Here is a 15,579-nt window from a genome sequence, read left to right on the forward strand (position 1 = left end):
GGCTCCGGTTCGGGCTCCGGTTCGGGCTCCGGTTCGGGCTCCGGTTCGGGCTCCGGTTCGGGCTCCGGTTCCGGTTCCGGTTCCGGTTCCGGCTCCGGTTCCGGCTCGACGTCTTCGGCGCCGTCGGGTTCACCGGCAGTGGGGGTCAGCGTGATCTCGATACCAGGCGCACGCTCATCCTCCGGTTCGGGGTCGTCATCCCTGAACACGCCCAGCACCGCCAGGTGCAACACCAGCGCAAGAGCCAGCGCGATCAGCCAATGGTGCCAACGCAAACCGCCCATGGCTCAGTCACCACCCTCCGTGGTGAGGAGCAGCAGCCGCTCGAGACCAGCGTCACGCAAGCGGTCCATGAGGTCGAGCAGGCGGTTGGACGCCACGGCACCATCCGCCTTCAGGCGCAACTCGAACTCCGGCTCATCCTCCAGGCGCTGCTCCAGCACGCTGATCAACGCATCATCGCCCGCGAGCTCCTCGCCTTCGAAGGCAAGCTGACCATCGGCCCCAAGGAGCAGCACGCCTTCACCGTCGTCGGCTTCCTGACCCGCGCGGGATTCGGGCGGGTCCACGTCAAACGGGTCCGGGGTCGTGAAGGTACCTGCCAGCATGAAGAAGATGAGCAGAAGAAAGACGATATTGATCAGGGGGATGACCGGCTCGCCAAACTCGCGGCGACTTGGAGCGGGCAGGCGCATCTCACTCCTCCCGCTGCAGGCTGATGCGCACGCCGTCGACCTGGTTGAGGCGCTCCATGACCGTGACCAGCCGTTGCAGCGGCACGTCCCCTTCCGGACGCACCACCACGACGCGTTCAGGGTCCTCACTGATGGCGTCGGCGATGGCATCGGCGACGGTGGCGAGCTCCATGGTGTCACCATCGAGGGAGACGCTGTCGTCACCCACACGGACCACCAGCGGTGGTGCCTCGTCTTCGGAGGGCGCAGTGGCGTCCGCCGGAACGTTCAGCTCCAGCGACCGCCACTCGGTAAACGTCGATGCCAACATGAAGAACACCAGCAGAATGAAGACCACGTCGATGAGCGGTGTCAGTGACGGCTTGCGGCGGCGCGGGCGATCTGTGTACTCAATGTGCATCGGCGGCGCGTTTGGACTGCAGGCTGGCGACACTGTCGTCCTGCGCTTCCGGCGCGTGGCCAGCGCGCAGGCCCTGGGTGAAGACCTGGGTCACCGCGTCTTCCATGCGGTGCCGGAAGCGATCGACACGCCCCTCGAACCAGTTCAGCAGGACCACGGCAGGGATTGCCACGGCCAGGCCGACGGCAGTGGTCAGCAACGCCTCCCAGATGCCGCCGGAGAGCAGCGCCGGATCTACCTGACTGCCGGCGCCCTCGAGCTGCCGAAAGGCATCGATCATGCCGAGCACCGTACCAAGCAGACCGATCAACGGCGCCAGGGAGCCGATCACCTCCAGCCCGCGCAGGTAGCTGCGCAGGGCATCCAGGTAGCCGGTGGCCACGCGGGTAACCTCCTCGCGGACCAGCTCCATGGGCACATCCGGGTCACGACGCCCCCGGATGGCCGTCTCCATGACGCGTGCAGCGGGGTTGCGCTCGTCGGCCAACCGCTCCAGCACGGCGTCATCACGGCCCTGCCGCAGTTCATCCAGGCAGCCGTTGACGAATCCCAGGCGGGTAATGCGCAGGCGCTGGAACTGCCACAGCTTGAGCAGGCCGATGGCAATCCCCACCACGGACATCAGGAGCAGGACAGCGACAACCGGCCCGCCGAGATCAAGCAGTACACCCAGTCGATCCGATAGCGCCGTCACCGCGGCCGGGTCTGCCATGGAAAACCACCTCGAAATGACGCGAAACCCCTTGCGGGGCTTCGATGAATGAAGAGCGTAAAAGGCTATTCTAAACGCGAATCATTTGCAACTGGGTGGCGCAAATCCCCAGCGCAAACGCTCCTCAACTGCTTGCCGGACCGGGGAAATCTGCTTAGGATTCCCGTGCCTGAAGCGTAGACTATGATAATGCACAACGGATGCCCGGGCTGGCGCGGCCCAACGCCCGCGCCGCCCACCCCGACGACGGCCAGGATAGAGTAGAACGGAGATGGCGATGAGCGAGATGAACATGGAGAAGGCCCGCTTCAACATGGTGGAGCAGCAGATCCGCACCTGGGACGTACTGGATCCGCGGGTGCTGGAGGTGCTGGAGACCATGCCGCGGGAGCGTTTCGTCCCGGATCACCTGCGCAATCTCGCGTTCTCCGACATGAACCTGCCCATCGGCCACGACGAGGTGATGCTCTCCCCCAAGCAGGAGGGCCGGCTGCTGCAAACCGCGGAGATCTACCCGACCGAACAGGTGCTGGAGATCGGCACCGGCAGCGGTTATCTCACCGCCTGCATCGCGCACATGGCCGAACACGTCACCAGCGTTGACTACTATCAGGACTTCATCGACACCGCAGGCGACCGGCTGCAGCGCGAGGCCATCCGCAACGTGACCCTCAAGCAGGGCGACGCGGGCGCGGGCTGGGACGATGGCAAACGCTACGACGCCATCATCGTCGGCGGCGGCCTGCCGGAGCTGCACACGGGCTTCCACCACTCGCTGACCATCGGCGGCCGGCTGGTGCTGATCGTCGGCGAGGCGCCGATCATGGAAGGCCTCCTGATCACGCGCGTGGCCGAGGACCAGTGGTCCACCGAGAGCCTGTTCGACACCTGGCTGCCGACCCTGGTGAACGCCCCGCGCACACGGGAATTCGACTTCTAGCACGGCTGGACGGCCATGACGGACGACGCGGACGTCATCATCATCGGCGGTGGCATGGTTGGTGCCACCCTCGCCGGGCTGCTCGCCCGGGACGGGATCGCGGTGACCGTTGTCGAAAGCCAACCCGCCCCGCACATGGATGCGCAGGCACCCCTTGATCTGCGCGTCTCCTCCGTGAACATCGCCAACGCCGAGCTCTTCAAGCGCATCGGCGCCTGGGAGCACATGACCAACGTACGGGTATGCCCATTCCGGCGGCTGCGGGTGTGGGACCAGGGCGGCGGCGAGACCCGCTTCGATGCCCGCGAGACGGGGCATGACTGGTTCGGCTGGTTTGTCGAGAACAGCGTCATCCAGGCGGGGCTCTACCAGGCACTGGCCGATCTGCCCGGCGTGCGCTGGCTGGCACCCGAGACCCCGGAGCGCATCAGCAGCGACGGCGACGCCGTCACCGTGCGGCTCGCCTCGGGCACGACCCTGCGCGGCGGGTTACTGGTGGGCGCCGACGGCGCCCGCTCGATGGTGCGGGAGCACGCGGGCATTGCCGTCCACCACACCGACTACGACCAGCGCGCATTGATCATCAATGTGGCCACGGAACTGCCGCAGCAGGACGAGACCTGGCAACGGTTCACGCCCGATGGCCCCCAGGCCTTTCTGCCCCTCACGGGCAATCGGGCGTCGCTGGTGTGGTACGGGCCACCGGAGTCGATCCGCATTCTGGAATCCCTGGACGACGACATGCTGGCCCAGGAGATCGTCGACACGTTTCCCGAGGACCTGGGCGGCATTACCGCGGTGCTCGGCCGCGCCAGCTTCCCGATCCGCCGCCAGCATGCGGCCTGCTACACGGCAAGCCGGCTGGCACTGGTGGGCGACGCCGCCCATGCCATCCACCCGCTGGTGGGTCAGGGCCTGAACCTGGGCCTGCAGGGGGTGGAAACGCTGGCGGAGGTGATCACCGCCGCCCATGGCAGCGGACGGGATCCGGGGACGGCCGCGGTGCTGGCCGACTACGAGCGCCGCCACCGCGCCCGCGCACTGACAATGATGGTCGCCACCGATGCGTTCCACCGCCTGTTCACCCGCGAGCCAGGAATGCTGACCCGCATCGGCAACGGCGTGCTGCGCCTGGCCAACAAGGCGCCCACGGGCCGCAAACAGGTGATGCGCCACGCCATGGGCCTGCCGCTCTGGGGCTAGCCGGTCAGGCCTTTTCCCATAACGTGTCGACCAGCGCCATGACCCGCTCCGTGGCGCCACGGTTGGCCTCCATCAGCCCCAGCGCCCGCCGCCCCATGTCCGCCCGCTGCTCCGGGCGCTCAAGCAGCTCGATGACGGCGTCGGCGAGCAGGTGCGGATCCGCCACCTGGTACAGCCCGCGCCGCGCCACCAGTTGCTGGACGATCTGCTCGAAGTTGAACGTGTGCGGCCCGACGATGACGGGCAGCCCCAGGGCGGCGGGCTCCAGTACGTTCTGCCCGCCCAGGGGCACGAGACTGCCGCCCACGAAGGCCACATCGGCGGCGGCGTAGAAGACATACAGTTCGCCCATGGTGTCGCCCAGCAGGATCTGGGCATCACTCCCGCACGGGGCTTCGCTGCTGCGCAGCACCACCGAGTAGCCCCGGTCACGGCACAGCGCCGCCACCCGCTGGAAGCGGTCCGGGTGGCGCGGCACCAGCAGCAGCAACACGTCCGGCTGGTGGCGACGCACCTCGTCGAACGCCTGTAGCACCAGCTCCTCCTCGCCATCCCGGGTGCTGGCGGCCACCCACACCGGCCGCTCGCTGCCCAGCGCACCGCGCAGGGCCTCACCCTGCTCCCGGGCACTGGCCGGCACGGTCATGTCGAACTTGAGATTGCCGGTGACCGTCACCCGCTCGGGCGGTGCGCCCAGGTGGATCAACCGCCGGGCGTGTTCGCGGGTCTGGGCGGCGATGGTCGTGGGACAGGCCAGCACGTCGGCCATCAGCCGCCTTACCCGGCTGTAGCCGCGCGCGCTGGCCGCCGACAGCCGCGCGTTCACCAGCAGCAGCGGAATCCCGCGGCGATTGACGGCGGCGAACAGGTTGGGCCAGAGCTCCATCTCCATGATCACCGCCATGCGCGGGCGCAGGGCCCGGAGAAAGCCGGCCACGGCGTGGGGGTAGTCGAACGGCAGATAGGCGTGGTGCACGCCCTCACCAAACAGCCGCGCCACGTGGGCGGCGCCGGTGGGGGTCATGGTGGTGACCACCAGCGGCGTCTCCGGGTAGGTGGCGCGCAGCTGGCGGATAAACACCGCCGCCGCCTGCACCTCGCCCATGGAGGCAGCGTGCACCCAGATGGCGTCGCGGGGCGCATCCGGCGCCCGCAGGCCGAACCGCTGCGCCCACTGCGCCTGATAGTCGGGCTCCCGCCATGCGCGCAAGGCGAGATAGCCCAGCAGTAGCGGCGTGAACAGGTAGAGCAGAGCGCTGTAGACGTGCCGCATCACGCACCTTCCGGGGGCAGTGTGAGCCAGTCCTCCGGCGCGGTGGCGAGCAGCGCACCGATACGCTCGAGGACGTCGTCCACGGTAATCAGCTCCATGGCGTCCGGCTTGCGCACGCGCCGGCCCCAGTCGATGGCGTCCACAGGCTTGCCGAGCTCCGCCCGCACAGCCTCGGGGTAGCGGTTCACCACCCACTGCTGGCTGAGATACGGCCCGGTGCGCCAGGGATTGGACGTGGCGTAAAGCCCGACCACCGGGGTGCCGGCGGCCACGGCCATGTGCGCGGGGCCGGAGTCCGGCGAGACCAGTACGGTGGCCCGCTGCAGCAGGGCGAACAGCTCCTTGAGCGACGTCTGGCCGATGCGGTCGATCACCGGCACGCCCGCTTCCCGCTGAATGGCCTCGGCGTAGCTGCGCTCCTCGTCGCTGGGCCCGCCGGTGAGCAGCACCTGCATGCCCTGCTCGCGCACGGCCCAGCGCGCCACGGCGGCGTAGCGCTCGGCGGGCCAGTTGCGGAAGTTGTTGAAGCGCTGGCTGCTGCAGGGGCTGATCACCAGCGTGGGGGCGTCGTCGGGGATGAGCGCCTCGGCGGCGGCCCGGGCCTCGGCGGGCACGGGCACGTCCCAGCGCAGCACCCGCTCGTGCAGCCCCATGGCGCGCAGGAAATCGAAGAAGCCGTCCATGACGTGCGCCTGCGGATGCGGGGCGATGCGGCGGTTGACGAACAGCCCGTGCAGATCCTTGCTGCGGTCGCGGTCGAACCCGAGCCGCAGCGGCGCGCGCACGGCGCGGGAGGCGAGACTGGCACGCAGCGCCACCTGCATGAGCAGCATGGCATCGAACCGCCGGCCGGCGAGCTGGGCCTTCAGGGCGCGACGCCCCGCCCGGCCGGCCTTCTTGTCGAAGGTGATACACTCCACGCCGTCCAGATCACCGAGCAGTGCCGCCTCGGTACGGCCGATGATCCAGGTGATGCGCGTGCGCGGCCACGCCGCCTGCAGCGTGCGCACCACGGGCACCATGTGACAGCAGTCACCGATGGCGGAGAGCCGGAACAGGCACAGCCGTTCCGGGGGGTCAGCGAAGGATATGGCTGGGGTATGAACCATCAGGTCGTACAACAATCCGGGGCGACGCACTCCATCCATGATCCACGCTTCGTGGATCCCCTGCCGGCGTGGCTGTTCGATCCGCAGACGCTGCACGCCCGTGGTCTGGTCACCGGCAGCAGCGTCGGCCGCAACAGTGCGTGGTTCTTCACCTGCGCCGACACACCCATGGTGCTGCGCCACTACTGGCGCGGGGGCATCGTCGCGCGTTTCGCCAGGGATGTCTATGTCTGGACGGGCCGCGAGCGCACGCGCCCGTTCCGGGAATGGCGGCTGATGGCGGAGCTGCGCCGCCGCGGCCTCCCCGTGCCGGCACCGGTGGCGGCGCGCGCGGTCCGCACGGGCCCTGGTTACCGGGCGGACCTGGTGACCGCCACCATTCCCGGCGCCGCCCCGCTGGATGAGCGCATCCACGCCGGCATGGCCGGCACCCGCACCTGGCACCGGGTGGGCGTGGCCATCCGCCAGTGCCACGAGGCCGGCGCCTTTCACGCGGACCTCAACGTGCGCAACATCCTGCTGGATGACCGCGATCAGCCCTGGCTCATCGACTGGGACCAGGGGCAGCTCAAGCGCCCCGACCCCGGATGGCAGCAGGCCAACCTCGACCGGCTGCGCCGCTCCATCGCCAAGGACCCCACCGTGGAGGCGGCGGCCCAAGGTGGCTGGGAGGCACTAATGGATGGCTACGGTCGGGGCTGAAGCCCCTCCTACAGTGCAGGCCCGCCAGGTGTCTTGTGGGAGGGGCTTCAGCCCCGACGAATCCGCTCCACAATGCCGGTCGTGGACACCCCATCGACGAAATCCAGCACCACCACGTCGCCGCCGTTCGCCCGCACCACATCCGCGCCGGCGATGGTATCCGGGTCGTAATCACCCCCCTTAACCAGCACATCGGGCACCACCGCGCCGATCAGGCGCGCGGGTGTGTCCTCGCTGAACGGCACCACGTAATCCACCGCCGCCAGCGCGGCGAGCACCTCCATGCGCTGCTGCACGGGCGTCAGCGGCCGCTCCGGCCCCTTGAGGCGCGACACGGACGCATCGTCGTTCACGGCCACGATCAGGCGGTCTCCCAGGGCGCTGGCCTGCTGCAGATAGGCAACGTGGCCGGCGTGGAGCAGATCGAAACAGCCGTTGGTGAACACCACCCGCTCGCCGCGGGCGCGCGCATCGGCGACGAGCTCCAGCAGGCGGGACTCGTCCACCGGGCCCTGGTCCGCCTCGCGCAGGCCGTGGAGCGCGTGGCGCAGCTCCGCCTGGGTGACCGTGGCCGTGCCCACCTTGGCCACCACCAGCCCGGCGGCGACGTTGGCCAGGGCGGTGGCCACCTGCAACTCCGACCCGGCGGCGAGCGCTGCCGCCAGCACGGAGATGACCGTGTCGCCAGCACCGGTGACGTCGTAGACCTCGCGGGCGTGGGCCGGCAGATGCAGGGCGGGCGCGTCGCGCGTGACCAGCGTCATGCCCCGCTCACCGCGGGTGACCAGCAGCGCACCGAAACCGTACTCCGCCAGAAGCCCCGTGGCCCGTTCCACCAGGGTGTCGTCGTCCGGACAGGGGCCGACCACCGCCTCGAACTCCCCGAGGTTCGGCGTGAGCAGGTCCGCCCCGGCGTAGCGGGCGAAGTCCGTTCCCTTCGGATCCACCAGCACGCGGCAGCCGGCGGCCCGGGCCGTGTCGATCATGGCGCGGGACTCCGCCAGCGCGCCCTTGGCGTAGTCCGAGAGAATCACCACCGACGCCTCGCGCACCGCCTCCGCGAACGGGGCGATCATGGCGCTGCGGTCCGCCGGCTCGAAGGGCTCCTCGAAATCCATGCGCAGCAACTGCTGCCGGCGGCTGAGCACCCGCAGCTTGCAGATCGTCGGGTGGCCGACCACCCGCTGCAGCCGGCAGGTCACCCCCTGCTCGACCAGGCGCGCTTCCAGGGTGTTGGCGGCGTCGTCGTCCCCGGTAAGCCCGAGCACTTGGGCGTGCCCCTGGAGCGCCGCCACGTTCAGGGCCACGTTCGCCGCCCCGCCGGGCCGCTCCTCCACACCGCCCACGTGCACCACGGGCACCGGGGCCTCGGGCGATATACGGCCGGTGTTCCCGTGCCAGTAACGGTCGAGCATGAGATCGCCCGCGACCAGCACACGGGCCTGTGAGAAATCCGGTAACGTGAGTTGCATCTGCGTCTTCCGCCCGTGGAAAATACGCAGCATTTTACAGAATTGAGCGCCTCGCTGGGCGATACTCCCGCCCCGAACGCACTGAATCGGAGCCCTGTGTGGCGAAACGCAAACGCAAGAAGCGCCAGCACTACCCGGAGCACCCTGCGCATCCGTACAACTGGGGCCAGACGGCCACGGTCGCGGCGCTGTGGCTGCTCGCGCGGCTGCCCTATCGCCTCGGACTTCGTGTCGGCAGCGTCCTGGGTGGGCTGGCGTATCACATCGCCCGGGAGCGGCGCGAGATCACCCGGCGCAACCTGGAGCTGTGTTTTCCTGAGAAACCGGCGGATGAGCGCGAACGCCTGGTGCGGGAGAACTTCCGCGCCACCGGCCGCTCGGTTGTCGAGACGGCGCTGGGCTGGTTCGGCGGCCCACAGGTGGAGCGGATGCCGTTCGAAGTGCGTGGCGAGGAGCACATCCGCAGCGCGCTGGCGACGGGCCGACCGGTGATCATGCTCTCCGGCCACTTCCTCAGCGTGGAATTGTGCGCGCGACGGCTGCCCGACGACATTCCCATGGTCGCCATGTACAAGCCCATGAACAAGAAGAAGGTCATGGACAACGCCATGCTCAAGGCCCGCCGCCGCAACGTGAACGACGCCGTCTCCAAGGACGACACCCGCGGCCTGCTTCGCTCACTGAAGAAGGGCCTGCCCATCTGGTACGCCGGCGATCAGGACTACGGCCGCAAGCACAGCGTATTCGCCCCGTTCTTCGGCGTGCCGGCCGCAACCATCACGGCCCTCGGCCGACTCGCGAAAATGAGCAAGGCCTCCGTGGTGCCGCTATTCTTCTTCCGGCAGGACGACGGCACCTACCTGATCGAGTTCCAGCCCGCGCTGGAGAACTTCCCCTCGGAAGACGACGTCGAGGACGCCACCCGCATGAACCGCATCGTCGAAGACGCCGTGCGCCGTTATCCGGAGCAATACCTGTGGATGCATCGGCGGTTCAAGCGGCAGGAGGAGCGGGGAATGGATCTTTACGAGAACGGTGCATGACACCGACGAAATCCACCCCGATTCCCGACACATCGCGTTCAACCGGTCGCACCAATACAGAACAGGTCCCCATGGCAACTTCCTTCGGAGAGTACTATCAGCGCGCGACCCATGGGCTTGGTGTTCTGGCGGTGTCGCTTCTCGCTCTCGGCGTAGCCCCGTCCAGCGCGGCGATTTCGATTTCCTACGGGCTGGCCCTGCTATTCCTTTTTGCCACCCTGCCCGACTTCCTGCGCACGCTGCCACGCCGCCCGGCGCTGATCGGTCTGGTCGTGGTCACCGTGTCTGTTGGACTGCTCGCGGCCTTCCATACTGCAGACCACCACAACCTGCCCGCCGACGATTCCGGCCCCTGGCACCATCTCCGCTACATGGGCCTTCTGACCATCCTGTTCGGATGGGCGATCTACGTTACCGGGATGCGGATACGCACGATACTTGTCCTCGCGCTCATCGGGCTCCTGATCGCACTGGCGCGGGAGTGGGGTTCCATGACCTGGGCCGAGATCACGCGCGGCAGCCGGCTGTATGGCCTGCGCGGCCCGCTGGAGTTCGGGCAGTTCGGCGCCACAGCACTTCTGGCTTCGGCGTTGCTCGGGCCACAACTGGTGCTCCGCGCCTGGAACGTTCGCCATGGGCGTCTGGGATACACGAAGCTCGTCGCCGGCGCAGTCTTGGTGGGAGGCCTCATCGCCGCCTCGGCCTGGATGTGGGTCGCATCCGGATCCCGCTCAGCCTGGCTCGCAATCCTCATCACCGCTGCCTGTCTTGGACTGGTAGCGGCAATCACCCTTTGGAAACGCTCGGAGCGGCGCTACGTCGGACCATCGGTCATCGCGCTGGTCCTTGTCGGCGTGTTCTTCGTTGGCTGGCTCGGGTACGGCGAAATGCAGCACCGCTGGGAACGAGACATCGAACGCATGCAGGATCTTGCGCAGCAGGACTGGGACTCCATGCCCAGCGGCAGCTTCGAAGTCCGCGCCCACCTGTATGTTGAAGCGGCGCAGTTGATCAGCGAAAGGCCGTTGCTGGGCTGGGGACCCGAAGCGGTGGTGCCCCTGATTGAGCGTGCCGAGGACGATGGACGGATGAACCCCGGCCGGGACCATTTCCACAACACATACCTGCACCTCGCGGTAGGGGTCGGCTTACCGCTGATGCTTGGATGGCTTGCATTCAACGCCGCGGCATTTCGCGGAGCGGTTCTCTACCACCTCACGCCGGGAAGAGATCCGGGAGCGGCGCTGTTCTTCGCCGGCTGGGGCGTCTTCTTTGTCGTTGTCAGCCTGTTCGACCTGCGGCTCCACAGCACCCACGGCGCAGCACTGCTTGCCTTGATGTCTGGCCTGGCCCTGGCCGCGTATCTCCAATGGCTTCGGGAACGGGACACCATGTCTGACAGGAGTGAAGCAGCGTGACTGACGGCACCCCACAGGTATCTGTGGAGTTCCTCGGCCTACCGGGTGCCGGAAAAAGCACGGTTGAGGGTCTACTGGTCCGGGAGCTGAAACGCTCCATGACGGTGTACGATGAGAACGCGCTCACGCGAAAAGCCTTGTTGCGCCACATCCGCCAGCGGGAGCGAGGTCGGCTCAAGGTGGGTGCGTTTATCGCCGGCCGCCTCCTGCTGCGGAATGTCTATGCCGTAACCAAGTACGAGGTTGGCGCATTCAACCGATTCAATCTGGAGCACTCGGCACTGACCAGCCTCATCATGGAAGCCGCCAGCAACGACTCGGTGCCCCTTTCCCGGAAAGAAAAGATCTGCAAACTGTGGTTCAAGTTCACCTCAGCCTGGCAGCTCGCGAAGGAGTCGGGGCCGCCTCGGGATATGACCATCTGGTCCGAAGGCTTCGCACAGCGCGGGCTCTCCGCGATCGGCATGTGCCCGCCGGAAAGGGCGTTTCGTCTACTGGACGACTACGCGCGGATGCTCCCCGCCCCTTCGTGTGTAATCCACGTGACGGCGCCAATCGAGACGCTGACGGACAGGATGACGAAGCGCTCCCGTGGCGTTCCGGAGCCACTGAGGTCGATGTCCAACGCCGAGCGATCTGCCTACCTGAGTCAATTGGAAACGTATGTGGAGCTCCTCTTCAGTCAGCTTGATCCGGGAACCCAAAGAGTCACGTTGGACAATCACGACGGCGCGGTCTCAGGCATTCTTGGTTTGGCCAGAGAGGTGAGGGAGCGACTCCACATTCAGGGACAAGCTGAAAGCTAGTATTACCGAGCAATGCAACGCCTTTGCGAACCACATACAAGGTCGGCCTCCTCATTTGACAGCCTCAGGCTGTCATCAAGCGATGACATGCAGGGCAATGTTCCATGAGCACTACGCGCAAGAAGCTGATTCTGCATGTTGGGCTACATAAGACCGGGACCACATACTTCCAGCGTGCGGTCTGGCCTAACTGGCAGGAAGTGTCCTATGCGGGTAAGCCAGCTCCCGAGCGATACCCTTCCCCTTGGCAAGCACTGGAGCACCTGCCTGCGCCGGTTCTTCTCTCCAGTGAAGGGATGACAGGAAGCCTTACGCAGTCGTATCTGGAGGGCAACTCCTGGCTTGTCCTCTGCGGGGAACGCATCAGTACCATTGGTGATACCCTGCGCGACCGCTTCGAGATTTTCCCGATTCTCACCGTGCGAGATCCGGGAAGGCTACGCCGACACGTGGGCTTCTCGCAAAGCCTTGCTCAATTACCTAAAATACGCTTCAAAAAAGACTTCTTACGTTGACCTTCTTCTTTAAACTTCCCTCTCCTAAAAACATCCTTTTTCGTCGAATCGATCGACTCGACACAAAGCGCCTCCCCTTTAAAACCAACAACTTCAATACCGCGCAAAGTCTCTTCAAACCTTTTAGAGACACTAGGGTCGCGCCAAATATCTACATAGTGATTAACCTTAACATCCGAATCAACAAAATTCGGTGTTTTATAATCCTTCCTTTTGGCATTCCAAAGCCCATTGATAGCTAAAGGAACAACCACACCACCAGAATAAATAGTCTTGACCAGACTGGGCTGATCCATCCCCTCCCCCATCAACTCATAATTCAACCTCCAGACATCAAAAAACTCTCCCACCCTTTCATCACCCTTCCGAAAAACAATTAAGCCACTATTCCACTCACTTAGACCAAGCTCAACCGATGACACACCATCAATGTCAATCTCCCTAGGGGAGCTCCACGGATTATGCTTAATTATTAAGGGCCAATTCCTCAAAAGAGAGAACAAACCACTAACGTCGGCCAAGCATTCTGTATCACAATCAAGGAACAATGTTTCCTCAAACGGGGACCAATCAGGGATCGAGACTTTCTTCTCTCTATTCTTATCCGTAGGCTCGTCAACGAATATCACATCGGAGAACAAGTCCTCTTCGAAAAACTTTACTCTCGAAACAGGAACATTGGTAATTACACTGCGCCCTAACGACGGAGAAACCTCCTTTAGTGTTCGCGCGGAATGCGCTGCCATGAGAAGGAACTTCTCTCCATAAGCCAACCAAACAGCGCCGCGCTTAGCCATCAAAACAAACCCTCTAAAGAATACCAACACATTAGCCGGAATAACCCATTTTTTTGTTCGCCTCGACCCCTCCTAGGCCAACAAAGATATTCTCCTCTTCTTCGCCCCAAGCAACACTTGATTTACCTTTTGATTTCGTCATCGTTTGGGCTGCCAATGCTTTCTCATAAACCATTGAACCCTGAACAGACGCACCTCCAAGAAACCCCGAAATATCAGAAACCTGAGACTCCGGGTCACAGTGCAAATCCTCATAACGCACCACTAACGCGTTTTGGTAACCGGACCAAGAACGGATACCTAAAGCATGGTCAATATACCTAGCTCCCCGCTCTCGCATAAACCCACAGATCCCCTCTGAAATAACTCGTGCCCGCACTTTTTTTGATCCGCGCCCAGTAGCCATGAAGAAGTTCACAAAAGAAACAAAAGAAGACCTGAGCTCTCTATTTACCGCAACCACTTTGAAATCTTCAAAATAATCGCCCACCTCCTCTGGTGTGAGATGGCTCGCACCAACTTGACCAGTTCGGATCAGTCGACGAGACTCAACCAGAGGGATACGACAATCGAACAGCCTAGGGTTTTCAGCAGTCATCCGCGGCATATTCTTATCATACGCCTGAATCTTTTCTGGAGCTAAGTGAATATAGGTAAAATCAAAACCGATCTCTTTTAGTATCTCCGCGTACAGGTAGGTTCCGCTCTTGGGTTGAGCCGCCAACAAAACCCTGGGCGGCAAACCGGAAGATGAGGGCAGGCTATGATTCCCGCGCCCCCCTCTAAAGAAACGGCTCAAACGGAGCACGGACGACCTCTTCCCTCGACCCGACATACTTACACCCTTAAACAATATTAAGAAGCGAACTCTTCCCAGTGCGGAACAGAATCATAAACGAAGAAACGAAAGTCGTCTGAATAGATCTTTCTTACTATGGACAATGTTTCCCCACAGTAAAGCTCACGAACTTTCAAATCCGCTCCAGTCTCATGGGGGCTCCAAACTGACGTATCGTTACCGGCGCCATCACTTTGACCTATCGTGGACGCCACTTTAGAGAGGTCCGTTTCCAGCGACTCCACACGCCCAACGAAATCAAGCATATCGACATCCGCCGGAATCAGATCAACCTGCGGAAACCAATGCGGGTCATCGTAAAGCCCGCCCCGGTCAAGGTACCGGCAGAACTCCAGGAACGTGAGCGGGGTCCCATCGCCTTTCTGAAGGTTCGAGAGCACTTGCTGCTGCTTCGGCTTCATGCGCTCGACCTTGTCGAGATAGGCGGACGCAATGCGTGAGTAGGGGTTTCTGACAAACGTGAAGAGGTAGAAACGGTCCTTGAGGTGCTTGACCTCATCCCAGGTGAGGTCACTGCCTCTCAGGAACGACCGCTTGGCATCGTCTGCGTTATCGATATCCGGGTTCTTCTGTCGCGCGAGCCTGTAACAGATGGTGGAGTTCGCGGCCTTCGGGATGCGGAAATAGATGAAGCCCCGCTCTCTGTCCACGGCCATGCGGCGGTCCACGTGATTCATCACGAAGTCCGACCGGGACGGATAGGTGCTGTGGAACGGCGTGCGTCGGAGCCGCCAGTTCTTGAATCGCTGCATCATGTATTGGCCTGGGCGTTTGCGATCGCGCTTGGGAGCTTGATGGTAACGGTCCCTTGCGCGGAATGCATTAGCTCGGCATGGTTGTCCGCACTGCACGGGGCAGGGCGAAGGAGCATTCATCGTGAGGCTATCGGACATCCTCACCAGCCGGGGGCGAACGTTGCTGCGTGGCCGCATCCGCCGGGCGCTGGCCGGCGCGTCTGGCAGGTCGGACACCCGGGAAGCGCAGTGGGATGCCGAGCACGCGCGGCTGCTGAAGATCCTGGTGGAGCCGGCCGCCACGGAGGCCGCGCGCGGCCGGAACAAGGACCTGGAGGCGCATATCGAGGGGCTGCGCCCGGAATTTGCGGGGCGCTCGGAGCTGTGCCTGCACCACACGCGGCTGTGCGTGAAGGCCCGCCGCGGCATCGACCCCGTCGATACCATCGATGAGTTCCTGTTCCTCTGGGCACACCGGGCCTCCCACCTGGCCGATAACCTGAACTCCCGCTGGTTGATCGCGGCGGTGGACACGTTCGCGGACTACGGGCATCCGCAGCAACGCGCCATCGCGGGGATGCTGACGGCGTTCTTCAATGCGCTGAAGCTGGCGGAGACGGAGAGCGTGGCACTCCACGGGATTCCGCCACGGGATGCCCTGGCACATGTCGAGGAGCACGAGCCGGAGGTGTTCTGGGACGGCATCGAAGGGTTCCGCTTCCGGAACGGGGACATGCTGCGGAACCTGATCGAGCGCATGGACCGGATCAGCAGTGAGGACCCGGCCCTGCACGCCATTTTCCGCACACTGGTGGAACGGGCGTACGCCAACAACTCGCTCCTGGCGCGGATGATGGTGGCCAACCGCCATTTCGGCGACGGCCCCTGGCCACAGAAGTGA

17 protein-coding genes and 1 pseudogene are annotated in these 15,579 nt (G+C 64.3%); 8 read left to right on the forward strand and 10 right to left on the reverse strand.

The features are described from left to right. From BMZ02_RS19255 to BMZ02_RS17090, 4 genes and pseudogenes are all read right to left on the reverse strand, one after another. Positions 1-284 (reverse strand): annotated as a pseudogene (locus BMZ02_RS19255) (energy transducer TonB); the annotation flags it as partial. Positions 285-287: 3 nt separating this feature from the next. After that, positions 288-695: an ExbD/TolR family protein gene (locus BMZ02_RS17080; protein ID WP_091646065.1), complete on the reverse strand. Its 408-nt coding sequence runs from the start codon at positions 693-695 to the stop codon at positions 288-290. A gap of 1 nt (position 696) precedes the next feature. After that, a complete protein-coding gene (locus tag BMZ02_RS17085) occupies positions 697-1,095 on the reverse strand; it encodes an ExbD/TolR family protein (protein WP_091646067.1) in 399 nt (132 codons plus the stop codon). Continuing rightward, entirely contained in the window at positions 1,085-1,807 is a 723-nt protein-coding gene (locus BMZ02_RS17090; protein ID WP_091646068.1) for a MotA/TolQ/ExbB proton channel family protein, read from the reverse strand. Before BMZ02_RS17090 ends, BMZ02_RS17085 begins: the two co-directional genes overlap by 11 nt. A 277-nt stretch (positions 1,808-2,084) precedes the next feature. Here BMZ02_RS17090 and BMZ02_RS17095 point away from each other — a divergent pair, with 277 nt between their 5' ends. Further along, a complete protein-coding gene (locus BMZ02_RS17095) occupies positions 2,085-2,747 on the forward strand; it encodes a protein-L-isoaspartate O-methyltransferase family protein (protein ID WP_091646070.1) in 663 nt (220 codons plus the stop codon). A gap of 15 nt (positions 2,748-2,762) precedes the next feature. Next, on the forward strand, positions 2,763-3,950 hold the full coding sequence (locus BMZ02_RS17100) for a UbiH/UbiF/VisC/COQ6 family ubiquinone biosynthesis hydroxylase (protein ID WP_091646072.1): 1,188 nt from the start codon (positions 2,763-2,765) through the stop codon (positions 3,948-3,950). 4 nt (positions 3,951-3,954) lie between these two features. Here BMZ02_RS17100 and waaA read toward each other — a convergent pair whose 3' ends face one another. After that, positions 3,955-5,223, reverse strand: a complete 1,269-nt coding sequence (gene waaA, locus BMZ02_RS17105; RefSeq protein ID WP_091646077.1) for a lipid IV(A) 3-deoxy-D-manno-octulosonic acid transferase — start codon at positions 5,221-5,223, stop codon at positions 3,955-3,957. Continuing rightward, complete coding sequence (locus BMZ02_RS17110; protein WP_091646079.1) at positions 5,223-6,332, reverse strand: glycosyltransferase family 9 protein; 1,110 nt, start codon at positions 6,330-6,332, stop codon at positions 5,223-5,225. Before BMZ02_RS17110 ends, waaA begins: the two co-directional genes overlap by 1 nt. Here BMZ02_RS17110 and BMZ02_RS17115 point away from each other — a divergent pair. Beyond that, the gene (locus BMZ02_RS17115; protein WP_091646081.1) at positions 6,324-7,034 is read left to right on the forward strand and encodes a 3-deoxy-D-manno-octulosonic acid kinase; all 711 of its coding nucleotides are present in this window, start codon (positions 6,324-6,326) and stop codon (positions 7,032-7,034) included. The genes BMZ02_RS17110 and BMZ02_RS17115 overlap by 9 nt on opposite strands. A 47-nt stretch (positions 7,035-7,081) precedes the next feature. On the opposite strand, the gene hldE is transcribed toward BMZ02_RS17115, so the two are convergent. After that, positions 7,082-8,506 (reverse strand): bifunctional D-glycero-beta-D-manno-heptose-7-phosphate kinase/D-glycero-beta-D-manno-heptose 1-phosphate adenylyltransferase HldE, encoded by a 1,425-nt coding sequence (hldE, locus tag BMZ02_RS17120; RefSeq protein ID WP_091646137.1) that lies wholly within the window; start codon positions 8,504-8,506, stop codon positions 7,082-7,084. 98 nt (positions 8,507-8,604) lie between these two features. Between hldE and BMZ02_RS17125 the strand changes: the two genes are divergently transcribed. The 4 genes from BMZ02_RS17125 to BMZ02_RS18905 all read left to right on the forward strand — a co-directional run bounded on the left by BMZ02_RS17125 (position 8,605) and on the right by BMZ02_RS18905 (position 12,288). Next, entirely contained in the window at positions 8,605-9,549 is a 945-nt protein-coding gene (locus BMZ02_RS17125) for a lysophospholipid acyltransferase family protein (RefSeq protein WP_091646083.1), read from the forward strand. Continuing rightward, positions 9,546-10,967 carry an O-antigen ligase family protein gene (locus BMZ02_RS17130; protein ID WP_091646085.1) on the forward strand — a complete coding sequence of 474 codons (1,422 nt, stop codon included), beginning with the start codon at positions 9,546-9,548 and terminating at the stop codon, positions 10,965-10,967. The genes BMZ02_RS17125 and BMZ02_RS17130 overlap by 4 nt, the downstream gene beginning before the upstream one ends. Beyond that, on the forward strand, positions 10,964-11,773 hold the full coding sequence (locus tag BMZ02_RS17135) for a hypothetical protein (RefSeq protein ID WP_091646090.1): 810 nt from the start codon (positions 10,964-10,966) through the stop codon (positions 11,771-11,773). Before BMZ02_RS17130 ends, BMZ02_RS17135 begins: the two co-directional genes overlap by 4 nt. Before the next feature lie 104 nt (positions 11,774-11,877). Beyond that, the gene (locus BMZ02_RS18905; RefSeq protein ID WP_139209254.1) at positions 11,878-12,288 is read left to right on the forward strand and encodes a hypothetical protein; all 411 of its coding nucleotides are present in this window, start codon (positions 11,878-11,880) and stop codon (positions 12,286-12,288) included. On the opposite strand, the gene BMZ02_RS18910 is transcribed toward BMZ02_RS18905, so the two are convergent. From BMZ02_RS18910 to BMZ02_RS19060, 3 genes are read right to left on the reverse strand one after another with little or no spacing between them, the layout of a single operon-like run. Then, positions 12,246-13,085 (reverse strand): hypothetical protein, encoded by an 840-nt coding sequence (locus BMZ02_RS18910; RefSeq protein WP_139209255.1) that lies wholly within the window; start codon positions 13,083-13,085, stop codon positions 12,246-12,248. The two genes, BMZ02_RS18905 and BMZ02_RS18910, sit on opposite strands and share 43 nt — an antisense overlap. A 31-nt stretch (positions 13,086-13,116) precedes the next feature. Continuing rightward, positions 13,117-13,893 carry a sulfotransferase domain-containing protein gene (locus tag BMZ02_RS17140; protein ID WP_171909972.1) on the reverse strand — a complete coding sequence of 259 codons (777 nt, stop codon included), beginning with the start codon at positions 13,891-13,893 and terminating at the stop codon, positions 13,117-13,119. 47 nt (positions 13,894-13,940) lie between these two features. Beyond that, on the reverse strand, positions 13,941-14,699 hold the full coding sequence (locus BMZ02_RS19060) for a sulfotransferase family protein (protein WP_171909973.1): 759 nt from the start codon (positions 14,697-14,699) through the stop codon (positions 13,941-13,943). A gap of 121 nt (positions 14,700-14,820) precedes the next feature. Between BMZ02_RS19060 and BMZ02_RS19065 the strand changes: the two genes are divergently transcribed. After that, positions 14,821-15,579 carry a hypothetical protein gene (locus tag BMZ02_RS19065; protein WP_171909974.1) on the forward strand — a complete coding sequence of 253 codons (759 nt, stop codon included), beginning with the start codon at positions 14,821-14,823 and terminating at the stop codon, positions 15,577-15,579.

This window comes from Aquisalimonas asiatica, from assembly GCF_900110585.1.
Classification (GTDB): domain Bacteria; phylum Pseudomonadota; class Gammaproteobacteria; order Nitrococcales; family Aquisalimonadaceae; genus Aquisalimonas; species Aquisalimonas asiatica.